The organism is Arthrobacter sp. zg-Y1116, assembly GCF_024385485.1.
Classification (GTDB): Bacteria; Actinomycetota; Actinomycetes; order Actinomycetales; family Micrococcaceae; genus Arthrobacter_B.
In genome coordinates, this window is the sequence record NZ_JANFLR010000004.1 from 96147 (window position 1) to 114972 (window position 18826).

17 protein-coding genes are annotated in these 18826 nt (G+C 66.8%); 11 read left to right on the forward strand and 6 right to left on the reverse strand.

Annotated elements, in window-relative coordinates; genetic code table 11:
• Positions 1 to 20: 20 nt before the first annotated feature.
• A complete protein-coding gene (locus NNX34_RS11965; RefSeq protein WP_255766755.1) occupies positions 21 to 1061 on the reverse strand; it encodes a thermonuclease family protein in 1041 nt (346 codons plus the stop codon).
• Between the two features lie 271 nt (positions 1062 to 1332).
• Here NNX34_RS11965 and NNX34_RS11970 point away from each other — a divergent pair, with 271 nt between their 5' ends.
• Both NNX34_RS11970 and NNX34_RS11975 read left to right on the forward strand, forming a co-directional pair.
• Positions 1333 to 1722 carry a hypothetical protein gene (locus NNX34_RS11970; protein WP_255766756.1) on the forward strand — a complete coding sequence of 130 codons (390 nt, stop codon included), beginning with the start codon at positions 1333 to 1335 and terminating at the stop codon, positions 1720 to 1722.
• 128 nt (positions 1723 to 1850) lie between these two features.
• Positions 1851 to 2273, forward strand: a complete 423-nt coding sequence (locus NNX34_RS11975; protein ID WP_255766757.1) for a VOC family protein — start codon at positions 1851 to 1853, stop codon at positions 2271 to 2273.
• A gap of 76 nt (positions 2274 to 2349) precedes the next feature.
• On the opposite strand, the gene NNX34_RS11980 is transcribed toward NNX34_RS11975, so the two are convergent.
• Positions 2350 to 2886 (reverse strand): glyoxalase/bleomycin resistance/extradiol dioxygenase family protein, encoded by a 537-nt coding sequence (locus NNX34_RS11980; RefSeq protein ID WP_255766758.1) that lies wholly within the window; start codon positions 2884 to 2886, stop codon positions 2350 to 2352.
• A 103-nt stretch (positions 2887 to 2989) separates the two neighbouring features.
• Here NNX34_RS11980 and NNX34_RS11985 point away from each other — a divergent pair, with 103 nt between their 5' ends.
• The 4 genes from NNX34_RS11985 to mmsB all read left to right on the forward strand — a co-directional run bounded on the left by NNX34_RS11985 (position 2990) and on the right by mmsB (position 8184).
• Positions 2990 to 3796: a helix-turn-helix domain-containing protein gene (locus NNX34_RS11985; RefSeq protein ID WP_255766759.1), complete on the forward strand. Its 807-nt coding sequence runs from the start codon at positions 2990 to 2992 to the stop codon at positions 3794 to 3796.
• Positions 3797 to 4219: 423 nt separating this feature from the next.
• Entirely contained in the window at positions 4220 to 5335 is a 1116-nt protein-coding gene (chvE, locus tag NNX34_RS11990) for a multiple monosaccharide ABC transporter substrate-binding protein (RefSeq protein WP_255766760.1), read from the forward strand.
• A gap of 102 nt (positions 5336 to 5437) precedes the next feature.
• Positions 5438 to 6985 carry a multiple monosaccharide ABC transporter ATP-binding protein gene (gene mmsA, locus NNX34_RS11995; RefSeq protein WP_255766761.1) on the forward strand — a complete coding sequence of 516 codons (1548 nt, stop codon included), beginning with the start codon at positions 5438 to 5440 and terminating at the stop codon, positions 6983 to 6985.
• Positions 6982 to 8184 (forward strand): multiple monosaccharide ABC transporter permease, encoded by a 1203-nt coding sequence (gene mmsB, locus NNX34_RS12000; RefSeq protein WP_370647042.1) that lies wholly within the window; start codon positions 6982 to 6984, stop codon positions 8182 to 8184. The genes mmsA and mmsB overlap by 4 nt, the downstream gene beginning before the upstream one ends.
• A gap of 78 nt (positions 8185 to 8262) precedes the next feature.
• Here the strand turns inward: mmsB and NNX34_RS12005 are convergent, their stop codons facing one another.
• The 3 genes from NNX34_RS12005 to NNX34_RS12015 all read right to left on the reverse strand — a co-directional run bounded on the left by NNX34_RS12005 (position 8263) and on the right by NNX34_RS12015 (position 11631).
• Entirely contained in the window at positions 8263 to 9264 is a 1002-nt protein-coding gene (locus NNX34_RS12005; RefSeq protein ID WP_255766762.1) for a sugar phosphate isomerase/epimerase, read from the reverse strand.
• 53 nt (positions 9265 to 9317) lie between these two features.
• Positions 9318 to 10517: a Gfo/Idh/MocA family protein gene (locus NNX34_RS12010; RefSeq protein ID WP_255766763.1), complete on the reverse strand. Its 1200-nt coding sequence runs from the start codon at positions 10515 to 10517 to the stop codon at positions 9318 to 9320.
• 73 nt (positions 10518 to 10590) lie between these two features.
• Positions 10591 to 11631, reverse strand: coding sequence for a substrate-binding domain-containing protein (locus NNX34_RS12015; RefSeq protein ID WP_255766764.1), 1041 nt, complete (start codon positions 11629 to 11631; stop codon positions 10591 to 10593).
• A 230-nt stretch (positions 11632 to 11861) separates the two neighbouring features.
• On the opposite strand from NNX34_RS12015, the gene NNX34_RS12020 reads away from it, so the two are divergent.
• The 3 genes from NNX34_RS12020 to NNX34_RS12030 all read left to right on the forward strand — a co-directional run bounded on the left by NNX34_RS12020 (position 11862) and on the right by NNX34_RS12030 (position 15653).
• Positions 11862 to 13337, forward strand: coding sequence for a sugar ABC transporter ATP-binding protein (locus NNX34_RS12020; protein ID WP_255767243.1), 1476 nt, complete (start codon positions 11862 to 11864; stop codon positions 13335 to 13337).
• Positions 13334 to 14389, forward strand: coding sequence for an ABC transporter permease (locus NNX34_RS12025; protein ID WP_370647269.1), 1056 nt, complete (start codon positions 13334 to 13336; stop codon positions 14387 to 14389). Before NNX34_RS12020 ends, NNX34_RS12025 begins: the two co-directional genes overlap by 4 nt.
• A gap of 79 nt (positions 14390 to 14468) precedes the next feature.
• On the forward strand, positions 14469 to 15653 hold the full coding sequence (locus tag NNX34_RS12030; protein WP_255767245.1) for an ROK family protein: 1185 nt from the start codon (positions 14469 to 14471) through the stop codon (positions 15651 to 15653).
• Here NNX34_RS12030 and NNX34_RS12035 read toward each other — a convergent pair.
• Positions 15650 to 16561 carry a LysR family transcriptional regulator gene (locus NNX34_RS12035; RefSeq protein ID WP_255766765.1) on the reverse strand — a complete coding sequence of 304 codons (912 nt, stop codon included), beginning with the start codon at positions 16559 to 16561 and terminating at the stop codon, positions 15650 to 15652. The genes NNX34_RS12030 and NNX34_RS12035 overlap by 4 nt on opposite strands.
• 149 nt (positions 16562 to 16710) lie before the next feature.
• Here NNX34_RS12035 and NNX34_RS12040 point away from each other — a divergent pair, with 149 nt between their 5' ends.
• Entirely contained in the window at positions 16711 to 17970 is a 1260-nt protein-coding gene (locus NNX34_RS12040; protein WP_255766766.1) for an FAD-dependent oxidoreductase, read from the forward strand.
• Positions 17967 to 18815, forward strand: a complete 849-nt coding sequence (locus NNX34_RS12045; RefSeq protein ID WP_255766767.1) for an NAD(P)-dependent oxidoreductase — start codon at positions 17967 to 17969, stop codon at positions 18813 to 18815. The genes NNX34_RS12040 and NNX34_RS12045 overlap by 4 nt, the downstream gene beginning before the upstream one ends.
• Positions 18816 to 18826 lie beyond the last annotated feature (11 nt).

The window sequence follows — 18826 nt, forward strand, 5'->3', positions numbered from 1 at the left end:
CTTTTTGATGCGGTGCGCCTCTAGCAGGGCTTCCAGGATTTGCCGCCGGGCGCGTAGCAACGCGGTCCGGTGTAGCCCGGGTACGGGTTGGTCTGCGCAGGGGGCGCCACATACTGCGGCGCAGGAGCCGGTACCGCAGCCCGCCGGTTTGCTTCGGCCTGGGCCGCAGCCTGCCGGTCCGCTTCGGCCTGGGCGATCCGGTTTGCCTCAGCCTGTTCCGCCGCGATTCGTTCTTCTTCAGCAGCGGCCTGGCGCTGAGCTTCCTCCGCGGCTAGGCGCTCCTCATCCAGGGCAACCAGCGTTTCATGCTGCGAATGGATTTTGGTTTTCGCCGCTGCAGCACGGCCCATAAGTGAAGCCCGCTCCGTCTCGGAAAGCGCAGCCCAGACCAGCGATTCGCCGGCCTTGGACGCGGCTTCAAGGGCGTCGAAGCCCTCGTCTACGGTTTTCGCGACAGCGTAGGCAGCGGTTACGGCCGCAGCGACCCCTCCCGAGGTGCCATTGGAGACGGCCTCCTCGGCGGCGTCTTCAAGCGCGCTGACCTGGGCAGGCACAGTGCACTCAACCTCCGGGCTGAACAGCCCGGCCTGGTTATCCCGCGCTTCTTCGTAGGCTGCGTCCACGGGAGGGCGGAACTTGGCGTTCGGCTCGTAGGTCACGGGAATACCGAAACCGTGGCGGGCCACCTCTGCGTTCATAAGGCGGTCATCGGCGTCATACACCCCGGCGAGGGTGCGTCCGTAGCGGTCCTCACGCTCGACGTCGAACTCCAAAGTCACCGTGCTGCCGGGAGGCAGGGCCTCCTCCAGGAAGGTTGTTGCTTCCGGACCCAGGCACTCGACAGCCTTGTCGGGATCCTTGGTTTCCGGAGTGTCCACGTTGAGCAGACGGACGGTGAGTTCCTCGTTCTCGAAGTCGACCACGAGGGTGTCGCCGTCAATGACGCGGACGACTTCCGCTGTGTTCGACTTATCCGCGGTCGATGCAGAGGAGCATCCCACCGCCGAAGCTGCAACGACGACGGCTGCGGCTGCGGCCAGCGCTGCTTTGCTGCTGATCATTAATTTTTCCCCAACTGTTGAAACTATCCCTCAGTACCTATCGGCCGGGGGCTGTTCACCCGGTAGGGGAGTCGAGGTGTTTTGGGTCACGTGAACGACGAGTGCCAGGCGTTTCGGAAGGTGGCGTCGTTACAGTTTCGGTGCTTCCGAATCGCCGAAACCGGGGCAATCCGGGGGCTGTAACTGAAACAATAGGGAAGGCGGCTTACTGGTTACTTGTTCGATGCCGCCCGTACCACCAGAGTCTCGTGCCCAGGAATGGAGCCCCCAAGTGTCACCCGAATCAGCCCAGCCGTTTGAAGTTTCCGAAACGGACCGCGTCACCGTCTACGGTGCGAAGAACTTTCCCGAGGTGGCCGGGCTGCTGCCGGACTCCGCGTTCCTCGCCGAGGATGACGGGCGCTTCCCGGCCGACGTCGTGCTGCTGTTCGTAGCATCCGCGGCCGATCTGGCACATGAACTGGCCAAGGCGGCCGCCGCCGTTGAGCCCGGCGGATCCCTCTGGGTCTGCTATCCGACGGCGGAGGTCGACGGCGGCGCGCCGGACCTGAACCGGGACACCGTGGCTTCCCTCGTGGAAACGAATGACTGGGAGCCGGTGGGCGACGCCGTGCTCAGCAGCGAGTGGTCTGCCGTGCGCGGGCGGCCCGCGGGGAACTAAACGGGGCAGCCGGACCGCGCAGCCTCGCTGCGGAATATCGCTGCGGAATTAGGTCCGGCGGGTTCCGCAGGGATGGAGGTCGGCGCATACTCGGGAGCATCCGATCCGTCACCCGTAAGGAGACAACCATGTCCACCCTGATGAACCCCTACCTCAGCTTCCGGGACAACGCCGCCGAAGCGATGGCGTTCTACCAGGACGTTTTCGGAGGAACGCTGGAAAGCTCCACCTTCGGTGACATGAACATGGCCGAGGATCCGTCCGAGGCAAACAAGATCATGCACTCCTCCCTGACCACTGACAACGGCCTGGTGTTAATGGCTTCGGACACGCCGAACAGCATGAATATGGACCAGGGCAGCAGCTACTCCATCTCCCTCAGCGGGGATAACGGGGAGGAGCTGCGCGGGTACTGGGACAAACTGCTCGACGGCGGCCAGATGACCATGCCGCTGGAAAAGGCGCCGTGGGGAGACATGTTCGGCATGCTGACCGACCGGTTCGGAACCAGCTGGATGATCAGCATTGAGACTGAGGACTCTAGCCGCTGAACCGCCTCTAGCCGCTGGACCGCCTCTAGCCGCTCGACCGCCCGGCGCTTTGAGCCGCCGCCTTCACGGCGGCGGCTCAGCTGCTGTCTCCGCCGGACTGCGTCGCCGCCCACTCCGCGACCCGGCGGGCGCTCTCCTCTTCGGAAAGGTCCTCCACCCGGGACATCACCGACCAGCGGACCCCGAACGGGTCACGGATACTGGCGAAGCGGTCTCCCGAGACAAAGGTCGTCAGTGGTTCGCGGATAACGGCGCCGGCCGCCACCGCCCGGGAGACGGTCTGGTCCGCATCGGCACAGTAGAGCCCGAGCGAGTAGCAGTCGTTGTCCCCTTCCGGCGGAAGCACCAACCCGAAAGCGGGATTGGGCTCGCCCAGCTGCAGTCGGCCTCTGCCGAAGTCCAGATCGACGTGCACCACCACGCCGTCCATCTCGGTCACGTCCATTACCCGGGCCCCGAACACGTCGCGGTAAAACGCAATGGCGTTTCGGGCATCCGGTACAGCCAGGAACGGGGTCAGGCTGGTGACACCGTGCGGAATCCCGCCGGTGGTGTGTTGTCCGGTGAGGCCGGTGATGGTTTCGTCTGAAGCAGTGTTGTCTATGAATGTCATGCTGCAAAGCTAAGCAGCAGCAGTAGGGCGGCGCTTGAAGATTCGCGACAATACGATTCACGACCGCCGGCAGCAGCCGAATAACCGGAGAAATGAGCAGGCTATGGAGGACCAGTGGCGCGGGCTGCTTTATCCCGCCCGGCTGCCGACCTTTCACCGGCTGCTCCCGCCGGACCCGCTCCGGGACCGCTTGCGGTGGGTCTGGATTCCGGAATGGGACCTGGCACCCGGCAAGGTCTCCCGGCAGGAGGTCCTGCCGTTCCCGGCGTTGAACCTGGTGGTGCAGCCGGAGGGTGTCAGCCTGTCCGGTCCCGCCACGCGGCGCACCTTCCGCGACTTGGCGGGGCGGGGCTGGGCCGTCGGAATGCTGCTGCGTCCCGCCGCCGTACCGGTCTTCACTGATGACCCGGGCAGCCTCCGCGACGCGGAAATTCCGTTCCATGCGCCGGACCTGCACGCCGCGGTGACCGCGGCCATGAGCTGCGGCACCGCGAATAATGACGCCGACGGCGCCTGCTGCCGGGAGCGCGCTGCGGCGGCGGTAGCCGAGTGGCTGGCGGCCCGGGTCCCGCTACCTACAGCCGAAGCCGAAGCGGCCAACCGGTTGGAGGACCTGATCCAATCCGACCGGGAGCTGACCCGGGTTGACCAGGCCGCCGACCAGCTCGGCGTCTCCGTCCGGACCCTGCAGCGCCTGGCGCGCCGGTTTGTGGGTCTGCCGCCCCTGGCAATGATCCGCCGCTACCGGCTGCAGGAGGCTGCGGAACGGCTGCGCGACAACACCGAACTCTCCATTGCCGATGTTGCCGCCGATCTCGGTTACGCCGACCAGGCACATCTGGCCAACGCGTTCCGGGAAGTCCTGGGCTTCACGCCCAGCGGGTACCGGCACTCCGCGTCCCAGGAATAAGGGAGCGCCCCGGCGTGCGGCGGCGCGGACGACGCCGGCCGGCCACCTTCGACCGGCCGGCGGCGCCCGCGGTGGGCCGCACCCAGTGACGGTGCGGCGGTGCGAGTGTATGGGGGACGGTATGGGTGCGGGGCACGGGGCGTCAATACGGGATGGCCGGGGTGCTGCCTGCGGGGAACGTTTCGGTCGCAGCCGGGGTCCCGATCCCGCGGAATTCGATGCGGTAACTTTTCGAGTTTCTATTGTGATGTATGCCACTTCGGGATATGTTGTCTTCGCCTACAAATTGTTGATGCCATGCGTCGACAGGGCGCTACAGCGTTGTATCCGCTCGATCCAGCCTGCAGCGGACCCGTGGCCGTTCCGCCGACAGCGGGCGGAACGGCTCCGCACCGGCAGGATCCTTTTCGAAGGTTTTGCAGCATGACCAGAATCAAAAATGTCTCGGCCGTCTTCCTGGCCGTTGGCCTGGCGGCAGGCATGTCGGCCTGTGCGCCCGCGGGCTCCAATACAGACGGTGACGGGGAAGCCAGCTCCTGCAACGTCGGGATCTCCATGCCCACGCGCAGCCTCGAACGCTGGATCAATGACGGCGAGGGGCTCAAGGAAAAACTTGAAGCCCAGGACTGCACCGTTGACCTCCAGTACGCGGATGACAAGACCGACCAGCAGATCAGCCAGATCCAGAACCAGGTCGCCGGCGGCGCCAAGATCCTTGTGGTCGCGGCCATCGACGGCGAAACCCTCGGCCCGGCGCTCGAGGACGCGAAGGACCAGGACGTACAGGTCATTGCCTATGACCGCCTGATCAACGGCACCGACGCCGTGGACTATTACGCCACGTTCGACAACTACAAGGTGGGCCAGCTCCAGGGCGAGTTCATCGAAGAGCAGCTCGGCCTGGCCGAGGGCAAGGGCCCGTTCAACCTCGAGCCCTTCGCCGGCAGCCCCGACGACAACAACGCCTCGTTCTTCTTCTCCGGAGCATGGGACGTCCTGCTTCCCTACGTGGAAAGCGGCCAGCTGGTGGTTCCCTCCGGCAAGTCCCCGGCGAGCAATGACGAGTGGACGTCCATCGGCATCCTCGGCTGGCAGTCCGCCGATGCACAGGCGGAAATGGACAACCGGCTTCAGTCCTTCTACACCGGAGGCGAGAAAGTCGACGTCGTACTCTCCCCGAACGACAGCCTGGCGCTGGGCATCGAGGCCTCGCTGAATTCCGCCGGATATGAGCCCGGCTCGGACTGGCCGCTCATCACCGGCCAGGACGCCGACGTCGCAAACGTCAAGGCCATGCTGGCAGACCAGCAGTCCATGACCGTCTGGAAGGACACCCGCGAGCTCGGCACCCAGGTGGAGAGCATGATCATGGCCCTCGTTGACGGCGAGGACGTGGAGGTCAACGACACCGAGACCTACAACAACGAGGTCAAGGTGGTCCCCACCTACATCCTCGATCCGCAGGTGGTCACCAAGGACACCGTCCAGTCCGCCCTGGTGGACTCCGGGTTCATGGAAGCCGGCGACGTCGGTCTCTGATCCCGGGCGTTACTTTCGACGGGCGAAAGCAGCGGCGTGCGACGGCGGGAAACCGCCGCACGCCGCTGCCGCCTGTATTGAAGCTACTGAAGCGAGAACCACATGACTGACGTCATCCTGTCCATGGACGGCATAGTGAAGGAGTTCAACGGCATCCGGGCCCTCGACGAGGTCTCGGTCAGTGTTGAACGCGGCGAAGTGCACGCGATCTGCGGCGAAAACGGCGCCGGCAAATCCACCCTGATGAAGGTGCTCAGCGGGGTCTATCCGCACAACAGCTTTGCCGGGACCATCACCCTCGACGGCAAGCCCGTCAACTACAGCTCGATCAACGACAGCGAGCGCGACGGCATCGTGATCATCCACCAGGAGCTGGCCCTGAGCCCGTTCCTGTCCATTGCCGAGAACATTTTCCTCGGCAACGAGGTGGCCCGCGGCGGGGTGATCGACTGGAACCAGACCAACCTGCAGGCCGCGGCACTGCTGCAACGCGTGGGGCTGGATGAAAATCCGGCCACGAAGATCCTTGAACTCGGTGTGGGCAAACAGCAGTTGGTGGAGATTGCCAAGGCACTGTCCAAAGAGGTGAAGATCCTGATCCTCGATGAGCCCACCGCAGCGCTGAACGACGACGACTCCGCCCACCTGCTGGGCCTGATCGACCAGCTGCGCGGCCAGGGGATCACCTCGATCATCATTTCCCACAAGCTCAAGGAAATCCGCTCGATCGCCGATACCGTCACGGTGATCCGCGACGGGCGCACCATCGAAGATTTCCCAGTGGAGGACACCGACGAGATTGAAACCCGGATCATCCGTGCCATGGTCGGCCGCCCGCTGGACCACCAGTTCCCGCCCCGCGAAACGGACATCGGCGGGGAGAAGTTCCGGGTGGAAGGCTGGACGGTGCACCACCCTGTGGATCCGGACCGCGTGGTGGTGAGGGACGCGTCCTTCACCGTCCGGGCCGGGGAGATTATCGGGTTCGCCGGCCTGATGGGTGCCGGCCGCACGGAGTTGGCCATGAGCATCTTCGGCCGCTCCTACGGCACCGGGATTTCCGGGCGGGTCTTCAAGGACGGCGTCGAAATCGGCACCCGTACCGTGGGTGAGGCAATCCGCAACGGCCTTGCCTACGTCAGCGAGGACCGCAAGCGCTACGGCTTGAACCTGATCGGCAACGTGGCTGTCAACGTCTCCGCCGCCGCACTGGGCAAGCTGGCCCGGCTGGGCGTGATTGACCGGCACCGGGAATACGCCGTGGCGGACGAGTACCGGCAGCGGATGAACATCCGCACGCCCAGCGTCACGTCCACCGTCGGCAACCTCTCTGGCGGAAACCAGCAGAAAGTAGTCCTCAGCAAGTGGATCTACTCCGGCCCGGACGTGCTGATCCTTGACGAACCCACCCGCGGGATCGACGTCGGCGCCAAGTACGAAATTTACGGAATCATCAACGAGATGGCGGCCCAGGGCAAAGCCGTAATCGTCATCTCCAGCGAACTGCCCGAACTGATCGGGCTCTGCGACCGCATCTACACCATCGCCGAGGGTCGGCTCACTGCGGAAGTGGACCGCGCCGACGCCACGCAGGAAGAACTGATGCGCCACATGACCGCTGCCAGGACCCAAGGAGTACAAGTCCAGTGACCACCACGACCCCAGAACAGGCGAAGGCACCGCTGCCGCCGCAAGCCGCAGCTGCGAAGACGCGCCGCCGGATAGACCTGCGCCAATACGGCATCCTGGCCGCACTTGTTGTGATCATCCTGCTGTTCCAGGTGCTCACCGGCGGCCGGCTGCTCTACCCGGGCAACGTCAGCAACCTCATCCAGCAAAACGCGTATGTGCTGATCCTGGCCATCGGCATGGTCATGGTGATCATTGCCGGACACATTGACCTCTCCGTCGGCTCCGTGGTGGCCGCGGTGGGCGCCATTGCCGCCCTGGCCATGAACGACTGGGGGATGCCCTGGTGGGCGGCCGTAGTGCTTTCCCTGGTGGCCGGTGCGTTGATCGGAGCCTGGCAGGGCTTCTGGGTGGCGTTTGTGGGGATCCCCGCCTTCATCGTTACCCTCGCCGGGATGCTCGTCTTCCGCGGCGTGGCCCTGGTCCTGCTGACCGGCGGCACGGTCAGCGGCCTGCCGCGGCCGTTCAACGCCATCGGCTCCGGAGCCCTGCCCTCCACCGGCACTCCGGACCTGCTGACCCTGGGCATCGGTGCGCTGGCGTCGATTGCCCTGGTGGTGCAGCAGCTGAAGGGCCGCGCGGACCTGCGCCGGCTCGACCTGCCGCGGGAACGGACGGGCTCGTTCGTGTTCAAGAACGCCGTCGCCGTGTTCGCCATCATGTACCTCTGCTACCTGCTGGCCTACAGCCGCGGCCTGCCGATCATCCTGATCATCCTGGCCGGGTTGGTGCTGGCCTACTCGTTCCTGCTGGGCCGCACGGTGTTCGGCCGGCACATCTACGCGATGGGTGGAAACCTGAACGCCGCCATGATGTCCGGCGTGAAGACCCAGTGGGTGAACTTCCTGGTGTTCGTGAACATGGGCTTCCTGGCCGGGCTTGCTGCCGTGGTCAGCACGGCCCGGGCCGGCGGAGCCGTGGCTTCGGCCGGCGGCGGGTTTGAGCTGGACGCCATTGCCGCGGTGTTCATCGGCGGCGCTTCGGTGCAGGGCGGCGTGGGCACCGTGGTGGGTGCCGTGATCGGCGGCCTGGTGATGGGCGTGCTGAACCAGGGCCTGTCCATCCTGTCCGTCGATGCGGCATGGCAGCAGATCATCAAGGGGCTGGTGCTGCTGGCGGCCGTCGTGTTCGGACTCAGCCGGAAGCGCAACGCACGGTAGGGTTCCCTCGCTTCACGGCAACTAACGACGACGGCGGCCACCTCCCGAAGGAGGAGGCCGCCGTCGTCGCTTCCGGGCCTACCGCGAGGAAAAGGCAGCGTCGAACGCCGCAGCGGGCGGATCCATCGCCAGTGAACGGACGAACGCCAGTGCCTCCGGGGCTCCGACCAACCGGTCCATTCCGGCATCCTCCCATTCCACCGAGATCGGGCCGGCGTAGCCGATGCTGTTGAGCATCCGGAAGGCGTCCTCCCACGGAACGTCTCCGTGGCCGGTGGACACGAAGTCCCAGCCGCGCCGCGGATCGGCCCAAGGCAGGTGCGAGCCGAGCCGGCCGTTGCGGCCGTTGGTCATCCGCTTCTTCGTGTCCTTGCAATCCACATGGTAGATCCGGTCCTGAAAGTCCCAGAGGAACGCCACCGGGTCCAGGTCCTGCCAGACAAAGTGGCTCGGGTCCCAGTTCAGGCCGAACGCCGGCCGGTGCCCGATGGCCTCCATCGCCCGGACAGTGGTCCAGTAGTCGTAGGCGATTTCGCTGGGATGAACTTCGTGGGCAAAGCGGACGCCCACCTCGTCAAAGACGTCCAGGATCGGATTCCACCGGTCGGCAAAGTCCTGGTACCCGGCGTCGATCGCGTCCGCCGAGACCGGCGGGAACATGGCCACGTATTTCCAGATGGACGAACCGGTAAAGCCGATCACGGTGTCCACCCCGAGGGCCGCGGCGAGCCGTGCGGTGTGCTTCATTTCCTCTGCGGCTCGGCGCCGGACGCCCTCCGGATCGCCGTCGCCCCAGACCGCGTCGGACACCATGTCCCGGTGCCGCTGATCAATCGGATCGTCACAGACCGCCTGCCCCTTGAGGTGGTTGGAAATGGCGAACACCTTCAGGCGGTACTTCTCCAGGATGTCGCGGCGGCTCTGCACGTACTCCTCGTCATCCCACCGCCAAGGGTCCAAATGGTCGCCCCAGCAGGCGATTTCCAACCCGTCGTACCCCCAGCCGGAGGCAAGCCGGGCCACTTCTTCAAGGGGCAGGTCGGCCCACTGGCCGGTAAACAGAGTGACTGGTCGGGACATGACGGGCTCCTTTGCCTGCGTGGACGGGGGGATGGTGAGTCGGGACGGGACGGTCAGCGCACGGGCAGCCAGACGCTGGATTTAGCGGCGCTGCGGGACACGGCGTCGAGGACTTCCTGGACCTGCAGGCCGTCGGCGAACGACGGCGCGGGTGCGGTTCCGGCGGCGATGGCCTCCACGAAGTCCTTCGCCTGGTGCACGAAGCCGTGTTCATAGCCGAGCGAATGGCCGGCCGGCCACCACGCGGAGACGTACGGGTGGTCCGGTTCGGTCACCATGATGCGGGTGAAGCCCTGCCGGTCCGGCGGAACCGTGTAATCCATGAAGCCCAGGAAGTTCAGGTCCTCCAGATCGAAGCTGATGGCACCTTTGCTGCCGGAGACTTCCAGCCGGAACGCGTTCTTGCGGCCGGTGGCCATCCGGCTGGCTTCAAAGGACCCGAGCACACCGTCCTCGAAGCGGCCGAGGAACAGCGCGACGTCGTCGACCGTCACCGGTCCGCGGGTGCCGGCGTCGTTGCCCGAACCAGCGCCGCCTCCGCCCAGGCCCGTGCCCCGCTGGTCCGATTCGGGTACCGGGCGGGTGGGGACCAGGGTGGCGAGGGTGCCGCTGACCTCGGCCAGCGGCACCCCGGTGATGTACTGGGCCAGGTCAATGGCGTGCGCGCCCAGGTCCCCGAGGGCACCGGATCCCGCTTCGTCCTGCTGCAGCCGCCAGGTCAGCGGGGAGTCCTCGTCCACCAGCCAGTCCTGCAGGTACACGGCCCGCACCTGCCGCACCGTGCCGATCGCACCGGCGGCCACGAGATTCCGGGCGTGGGTGGTGGCGGGCAGCCGCCGATAGGTGAAGCCCACCATCGCCCGAACGCCCCGGGCCTCGGCGCGGGCGGCGGCGTCGGCCATCGCCTGCGCCTCTTCCACCGTGTTGGCCAGCGGCTTTTCGCAGAGCACGTGCTTGCCGGCGTCGAGCGCTGCGATGGCGATCTCGGCATGGGAAGCACCGGGCGTCACGATGTCCACGACGTCGATGTCCTCCCGGGTGACCGCCTCCCGCCAGTCGGTGGCGGACTCGGCCCAGCCCCATTTCCGGGCTGCGGCGGAGGTCCGGTCCGCGTCCCGGCCCACCAGCAGGTCCATCCGCGGCTGCAGGGGCAGGTCGAAGAACCGGGGCGCCACCCGCCAGGCCTGCGAGTGGGCCGCCCCCATAAAGCCGTGGCCCACCAGTGCCACCCTCAGCGGCTTATCGTCCTGCATGTTGTCTCCTTAGTGCTGTGCTGCTGTTTTGAGCGGGTGCCCGGGCCGCCCGGCCCGCGTTCGGACCGCCCGGTCAGGACTCGAAGGCGGTAGGCAGGTATTCCTCGACGTTTTCGCTGGTGACCACCGGGGCGTTGAGGACCACGCGGTTGGGCACCTCGATCTCGACCAGGTCGCTCATGGCCTTGTCCTGCGCCAGCAGCCGGGCGAGCCGGATGCCGTCCGCGGCCTGGGTATGCGGATAGATGATGGTCGCCTGCAGGACGCTGTCCCCGGACTGGATTTCCCGCATGGCGTTCGCGGAGCCGGCGCCGCCCACCATGATGAACTCGTCCCGCCCGGCGGCGTCGATGGCGGCCAGGACGCCGATGCCCTGATCGTCGTCGTGGTTCCACAGCGCGTCGATTTCCGGTGCGGCCGAGAGCAGCTGGGACGTTGCGGCCTCGCCGCCCTGGACGGTGAAGTCCGCGGACACCCGGTTGTTGACCTCGAGCCCGCAGCCGGCGAGGGCGTCCTTGAAGCCTTCGCTGCGGTCCTGGGTGAGCGGCAGGGCATCGATGCCGGCAATTTCGGCCACCACGGCGTCGGGCTGGTCGCCCACCTGCTCGCAGATGAAGGTACCGGCGCTGACGCCCATGCCGTAGTTGTCGCCGAGGACGGTGGCACGGGCGGCGAAGGGACTGGAGAACTCACGGTCCACGTTGATCACGGGGATGCCCGCCTCCATGGCGCGGATGGCGACGTCGGTGAGGGCAGCGCCGTCGGTGGGCAGCAGGACAATGGCGTCCACCTGGTCATTGATGAACTGCTCCACCTGGCTGATCTGCAGGTTCGCGTCATTGGTTCCTTCGGCCACCCGCAGGTCGATGTCCGGGTATTTCTCGGCTTCGGCGGTGGCGGCGGAGTTGATGGCGCCCAGCCAGCCGTGGTCCGCGGCCGGTCCGGAGAACCCGATGACGACGGTCTCGCCCTCGGACTGGTTGCCTTCCACGGAGTTGTTGGTCGGTTCGGCATTAGTGTCCTCGCCTGCAGTGCAGCCGGTGAGGGCAAGCCCGCCGGCGGCGAAGAAGGCCGCAGCGGTGATGATCTTCCCGCGCATGCGTGGTGCGTGCATGGTTCTCTCCTCTGTAAGTGGGGCGCTGAGGCGAGTCCGCACCCCATCGGAACCAGCCAGCGCACTGCACATCGTCGTGACATGCGTCACAGTAACAGAAGTCCGACGATAAAGCGCCAACATACTACTGATGATCGACATAAGTGTGTAAGCTCCGTGCCATGACAGCATCGGGAGCATCTTCCGCCCCTCCTCAGCCGGTACAGCAGCCGCTGCTTGAGGTGCGCAGCCTGAGCAAGAGTTTCGCCGGCGTCCGGGCGCTTCGCGGCGTCGATCTGGACGTCCTGCCCGGCGAAGTGCACTGCGTCCTGGGCCAGAACGGCGCCGGGAAATCCACCCTGATCAAGGCCCTGTCCGGGGTGTACGTACCGGACGGCGGGGAGATCCGCTGGAACGGGGAACCGGTGGAACTGGCCCGGCCGGCCGACGCCCTGGCACTGGGCGTTGCCACCATGTACCAGGAACTGGATGTGGTGGACGGACTGAGCGTCACCGAGAACATCTTCCTGGGCCACGAAGACGCCCGCGGGGGAGTGCTCCGCGTCCGGGACGCGCGCCGCCGGACCCGGGAGCTGCTGGCGCGGCTGGGACACGAGGACCTGTCACCGTCCGCGGAAGTGGGCAGCCTGTCCGCCGCCGGGAAGCAGATTGTCAGCCTGGCCCGGGCCCTGTCCCGCAACGCCCGGCTGATCATTATGGACGAGCCCAGCGCCATCCTGGATTCCGGCGAGGTGGCGAACCTGTTCCGGGTGATCCGGGAACTCACCGGCCAGGGCATCGCTGTTGTCTATATCTCGCACCGACTGGAGGAGATTCGGCAGGTCGGCAACCGGATCTCGGTGATCAAGGACGGCTACAGCACGGCATCCTCCCGCCCGGTCGCGGATACGTCCCGCGCGGAGCTGGTCCGGCTGATGACCGGCCGGGACGTCGCCAACGTGTTCCCGCCGCGGAGGCCGCCGTCGTCGGACGCCCCGGTCGCGCTGCAGGTGGAGGGACTCGGGCTGGCGGGTTCGTTTCACGACGTGAGCTTCACGGTCCGGGCCGGGGAAATCTTCGGCCTGGCCGGGCTGGTGGGATCCGGCCGTTCGGAGATTCTGGAGACCATTTACGGTGCCCGGCGCGCGACGTCGGGCACCGTCACTGTGGAGGGCAGGACGCTGCGGCCCGGGTCGGTGCGGGTGGCGGTGAACGCCGGGCTCGGCCTGTCCCCGGAGGAACGCAAAAGCCAGGGGCTGCTGCTCGAGGAACCCATCTACCGAAACGTCACGCTGTCCACCTTTGCCCGGTTCGGCCGGCACGGCTGGCTGAACGAACGCGCTGAGAAGAAGGCCGCCCGGCAGCAGGCCGACGCGCTGCAGCTGAGCCCGCCCGACCCGGACCGGGCCGCCCGCACCCTGTCCGGCGGCAACCAGCAGAAGGTGCTGCTGGCCCGCTGGCTGATCCACGGCACCCGGGTGCTGCTGCTGGACGAGCCGACCCGCGGCGTCGACGTCGGCGCCAAGACCGAGATTTACGCGCTGATCCGCAGCCTCGCGGCCCAAGGAGTGGCGATTGTGGTGGTGTCCAGCGAGATCGAGGAAGTGATCGGCCTGGCGGACCGGATCCTGGTGCTCGACGCCGGACGCGTCCTCGCCACCGGCAACGCAGACGAAATGGACGAGCACGCCGTGCTTGACCTGGTGCTGAAAGGAAGTGCGCAGTGAGCGAATCAACGACGGCGGCGCTGCAGCCGCCACCCAGCGGCGGCACGGCTGCGGAGCCCCGCAGCAATCCGCTGGGAAAGTTCCTGGGCGGCTCCGCGGGCCGCAACATCGGCCTGGTCATTGCCCTGGCGCTGCTGTTCATTGTCGGGGCGGTCACCAGCGGCGAGCGCTTCCTGAACCTGGACAACATGCTGACGATCCTGCGGTACGCGTCGATCTTCGGGGTGATCGCCATCGGGGCAACCTTTGTGATTACCGCCGGCGGCATCGACCTCTCGGTCGGTTCGGTGATGGGCCTGACCACGGTGCTGGCCACCCTCACCTCAGTGCAGCTGGCCGCCACGAACAGCAGCTGGCTGCTGATGGTGGCGATGGCGCTCGCGGTCGGCGTGGGGACGGGGCTGATCAACGGGGTGATCATCGCATACGGGAACGTGGTGGCGTTTATTGCCACCCTCGCGATGCTGGTGGCCGCGCGCGGCGTGGCGGAACTGATCTCCGGCCGCAGCACGCAGATTGTCACCAACCGGGATTTCCTCTCCGTGATGCGCTCGAACTTCCTGGGCGTGCCGCTGCTGATCTGGATCTTCCTGCTGGTGGCCGTCGCGGGCTGGTTCCTGCTCAACCGCACCACCTTCGGGCGCCGGACCGTGGCGATCGGCGGGAACCTGGAGGCCGCACGGCTGGCGGGCATCAAGGTGAAGCGGCACATTGTCCTGCTGTACGTCCTCTCCGGCCTCACCGCCGGCATCGCCGGGATCATGATGATGGGCCGCACCACCGCCGGCACCTCCACCCACGGGCTGCTGTACGAGCTGGAAGTGATTGCCGCCGTCGTTGTCGGCGGAACCCTGCTGATCGGCGGGCGCGGCACCATTGTGGGCACCGTGCTGGGCGTGCTGTTGTTCAGCACCCTCATCAACGTCTTCACGCAGAACAACCTGGACACCTCGGTGCAGGCCGTGGCCCGCGGCGCGATCATTGTGGTGGCCGTGCTGCTGCAGCAGCGGTTCGCCGTGCGGGGGACCGGCCGAAGGAAGGGGGCGTTATGAGGGTGTCTGTTGGACCGTTCGCGTCGCCGGGCCGACGCCGTAGCGTCGATCACTATGCTTCAATTGCCCAGTGGTCGATATAAGGAATAACCCCACCGCTCCCGGGGCCAGCGAACTTTTCCAGCTCCTGCGGGACGGACAGCCCCGCACCCGCAGCGAGCTGGCCGATCTGGTGGGGGTGGCCCGCTCCACCATTGCGCTGCGGCTGGAGCTGCTGATGGACCTCGGGCTCGTGGCACCCATTGAAGACGCGGTCTCTACCGGCGGGCGGCCGTCCTCCCGGTTCGCACTGCAGACCGGGGCGCGTGTGGTCCTGGGGGTCGACGTCGGCGCCAGCCACCTGCGCGTGGGCCTCACGGACCTGGCCGGCACGGCCTTGGCCGACGCCTCCCGCGACCTGTTGGTCAGTGACGGTCCGGGTGCCGTGCTGGACACCGTGGTGGAGCTTGGGAATGCGCTGCTGGCCGAGACCGGCCGGTCCGCCGCCGAGCTGCTCGCCGTCGGCGTCGGGCTGCCCGGGCCCGTGGAGCACCGCTCCGGCCGGCCGATCAATCCGCCCATCATGCCTGGCTGGCACGGCTTCGACGTCCCCGGCTACCTGCAGGAGTCCTTCCACGTCCCGGTGCTGGTGGATAACGACGTCAACGTGATGTCGATGGGGGAGCGCGAGGCTGCGTGGCCCGACGTCGAGAACCTCGTCTTCGTGAAGGTCGCCACCGGCATCGGCGCCGGGATCATCTGCAACGGTGCCCTGCTGCGCGGCGCCGACGGGGTCGCCGGGGACATCGGCCACATCCGCGTGCCGTCCGGGGAGGACCTGCTCTGCCGGTGCGGGAACCGCGGCTGCCTGGAGGCACTGGCTTCCGGGCCGGCGGTGGCCTCCCGGTTGCGGGAGGCGGGGTTGGATGCTGAGGACGGGCGCGACGTCGTCGCCCTGGTCCATTCCGGCAACCACGAGGCGGTGCATGCCGTTCGGCAGGCCGGCCGCGAGGTGGGCGAGGTGCTCTCCGCCTGCCTGAGCATGTTGAACCCCGAGGTGATTGTGTTCGGCGGCTCGATGGCGCTGACCGGCGAGCATTTCATTGCCGGGGTGCGCGAAGTGGTCTATTCGCGCACCATGCCGCTGGCCACCCAGCACCTGCGGATTGTGCAGTCCGCGTCCGGGCTCGACGCCGGGATGCTCGGTGCGTCCCAGCTTGCCATCCAGCATGCGCTGTCTGCGGAGAGTGTGGAGCGGATGCTTGCGGGGCGGGTGGGAGTTTAGCTTTCCGGCCCGTCCAGGACCTGCACCGGCGTCGACCGGAACAGGTCGGCGACCTTCCGGACCTCCGGCGACGCCGCAGCGTTCCATGCCGCCCACGTCTCGACCTGCAGTAAATGCCCGGCCGCATCCCGTGCCGTCAGCGGCACCCACTTCCACCCGGGAAAGTTGAGCCCTGCGGACGCCTCGGTGGTGAGCGCCGCATCGGCGTCGGCCAGGTCGGCAATCAGCAGGCTGTGGTGGCTGAACCGCCGGAAGACCCAGTGCGTACGCACGCCTGCGGCCTCGGCGGCGCTGCGCAGCTTGACCTCCTGGATGCGGATTTCCCCGGCAGCGTGTGCCATGACCGTGAGGCCGTCCAAATCAAAGAGGCCCAGGACATCCCGGGTGCTGAGCGGCGACGTCGGCCGGACGGCTGCCCCCAGTGGCTGGGTGAGCAGGTGCTGCCCGTTGATGCCTTCCGCGGGTTCCGTGTGGAGGAGGGCCAGGTCGATCTGGCCGGCCCGCAGCAAGCGGCTTTGCTCATCGCTGCTGGCCTCATAGAGCGAAAAGCGTACCGCCAACCCTGCGGACTCCACCGTCTGGACGGCAGCGCGGAACCAGTCATGCGGCAATCCCGGAGGCGCGCCGAGCCGGATCAGTGAGCGGCTGCCCGCGGCCAACCGGACCAGCTCCGGGGTGCGGTCCACCTGAGCCAGGATGGTGTCCGCGTGGGTTTTGATGACGTGTCCCAGGGTAGTCAGCGTCACGCCGCGCGGGTTCCGCTGCAGCAGGGCACCCCCGAGTTCCTTCTCGAGCTCGACGAGTTGCCGGCTCAGCGCCGGCTGCGTCATATGCAGTTCAACGGCGGCGCCGCTGATGCTGCCGGTCTCCGCCGTGCGGACAAAGTACTTCAACTGCCGGATTTCCATGTTCGCGCCCCCTGCGACCTGAGATACCTAAAAGGCATACCGACAGGCACTTTTAGGCATTTGATTTATGCATACAAGTGGACCATGGTTCTTATGTGCTTGGTGTGACTCAGCTCACTCCGTGATTCACCTGCAATCTAAGGATTTTGATGATTTCCCTTTCCACCACCGCAACCTACGACGTCGTCGTTGTGGGTGGCGGCGCTGCCGGCGTGGCAGCAGCTGTCAGCGCTGCCCGTGCCGGAGCCAGCGTCTGCCTTATTGAGCAATACGGATTCCTCGGGGGAGCCGCAACCAACAGCTCGGTCCTGGCCTACTGCGGCTTCTTTGACCAGACCAGGGAACAGGTGGTGCGCGGCATTGGGCAGGACTTCCTGGACGAGCTGGAACGCCAGGAACTCCTGCACTTCGAGACCTCGCCCGCCACGGGAAACACCATCGTGGTCCTCGATCTGGAAACCACTAAGTCGGTGCTGGACCAGCTGGTCCGCTCGGCCGGCGTCGACGTCCTGTTCCACAGCACCCTCGTAGCCGCGGATACCGACGCCGGCGGAATCAGCGCCGTGCAGGTGGTGCACCGCGGCGGCAACCTGAGTCTTTCCGGCACCGCGTTCGTGGACTGCAGCGGGGATGGCGCGCTGCTGCAGGCCGCCGGCGCCGAGTTCCAGCTGTCACCGACCGAACGCCGCCAGGCCAGCACCCTGGTGATGCGGGTCGGCGGCGTCGGCGAAGACGCGGACCTGTCCACCGCGGCCATGGATGACGCCTTCGCCGCCTACGGCAAAACCACCGGAGAAATCCTCACCCGGAGCAACGGCATCTGCGTACGGATGCCCCGTTCACGCGAGCTGATGCTCCTGCTCGCGGACGAATACGTGGACGTCCTGGACGTGCACGAAATCTCCCGCGCCGAACAGGACGGCCGCGCCAAGGCCCGGCATTACCTCGAGGCGCTGAAAGCGGGCATGCGCGGCTGGTCCGGCGCGTACCTCGCCTCCACCGGTCCGCAGATCGGCATCCGGGAAGCCCGCCGGATGCAGGGCCGCGAAAGCGTAACCGCCGACGACGTCCTGACCGCCCGGCGTCGTCCGGCCGACGGGATTGCCCGGTGCGGCTGGCCGATGGAAGACCATGCGACCCCCGGTGCCACCACCTACAGCGGCATCAAGGACCGCAAGTGGTACGACATCCCTTACGGGGCCGTGACCAGCGCCAATATCCCCAACCTCTGGGGCGCAGGCCGGCTCACCAGCAGTGACAGCCGCTCGTTTGCCTCGCTGCGGGTGATGGGCACCTCGTTCGCCACCGGGCATGCGGCCGGCCTGGCCGCATCACTCCATAGTTCCACCGGCAGTGTGGACGTTTCCAAGCTGCGCGGACTGCTTCAAGACCAGGGGGCCCTGCTGTGAGTATCAACCATCCGGACCCTAAACGGATCGCCGTCACCGGTGCCGCCGGCAGCCTGGCCCGGGACATCATTCCCCGGCTGGCCGATGCGGGCTACTCCATGGTCTGCGTGGACCGGACACCGCCGGCCGAATCCTTCGGACAGGACTGGGTGCTCACCGAGGTGGCCGACACCGGGACGCTCGTGGAGGCGTTCCGCGGATGCGGTGCCGTCATCCACCTGGCCGGGATTCCGCTGGAAGATGACTGGGACCGGATCCTGTCCGCGAATATCGACGGCACCCATTCCGTCCTGGAAGCCGCCCACATGGCCGGGGTACCGCGGGTAATCCTTGCCAGCTCCATCCATGCCGCCGGGTTCACCCCGGTACCTCCGGCCGGGGACTCCGTTCCGGACAACACCCCGGTGCGGCCGAACACTCTGTACGGCGTCTCGAAGGCGGCGGTGGAAGCGCTGGGCAGCTACTATTCCGACCGTTTCGGGATGGACGTAGTCTGCCTGCGCATCGCGTCGCGGTTCGACCGGCCGCGGGACGTCCGGATGTTGAGCACCTGGCTCTCGCCCGACGACGCCGCCCGCCTCTTTACGGCAGCCCTGACGGATTCAGTGAAAGGATTCCGGATTGTCTGGGGGGTTTCAGCCAACACACGAAGCTATCTCTCGCCGGACGCCGGGACCGCCCTCGGCTACGTTCCCAAGGATGATGCAGAACGTTACGCCGGAGACCTGACGGGCCCGGCGGCACCGGCTTCGGCTGCAGAGTCCGACTGGGACCGTCAGTTCATCGGCGGCGTCTTCTGCTCACCGCGTCCTCCCCGCCAGCCCAGCATGCATCCCTCCACCTGATGAGGAATTTC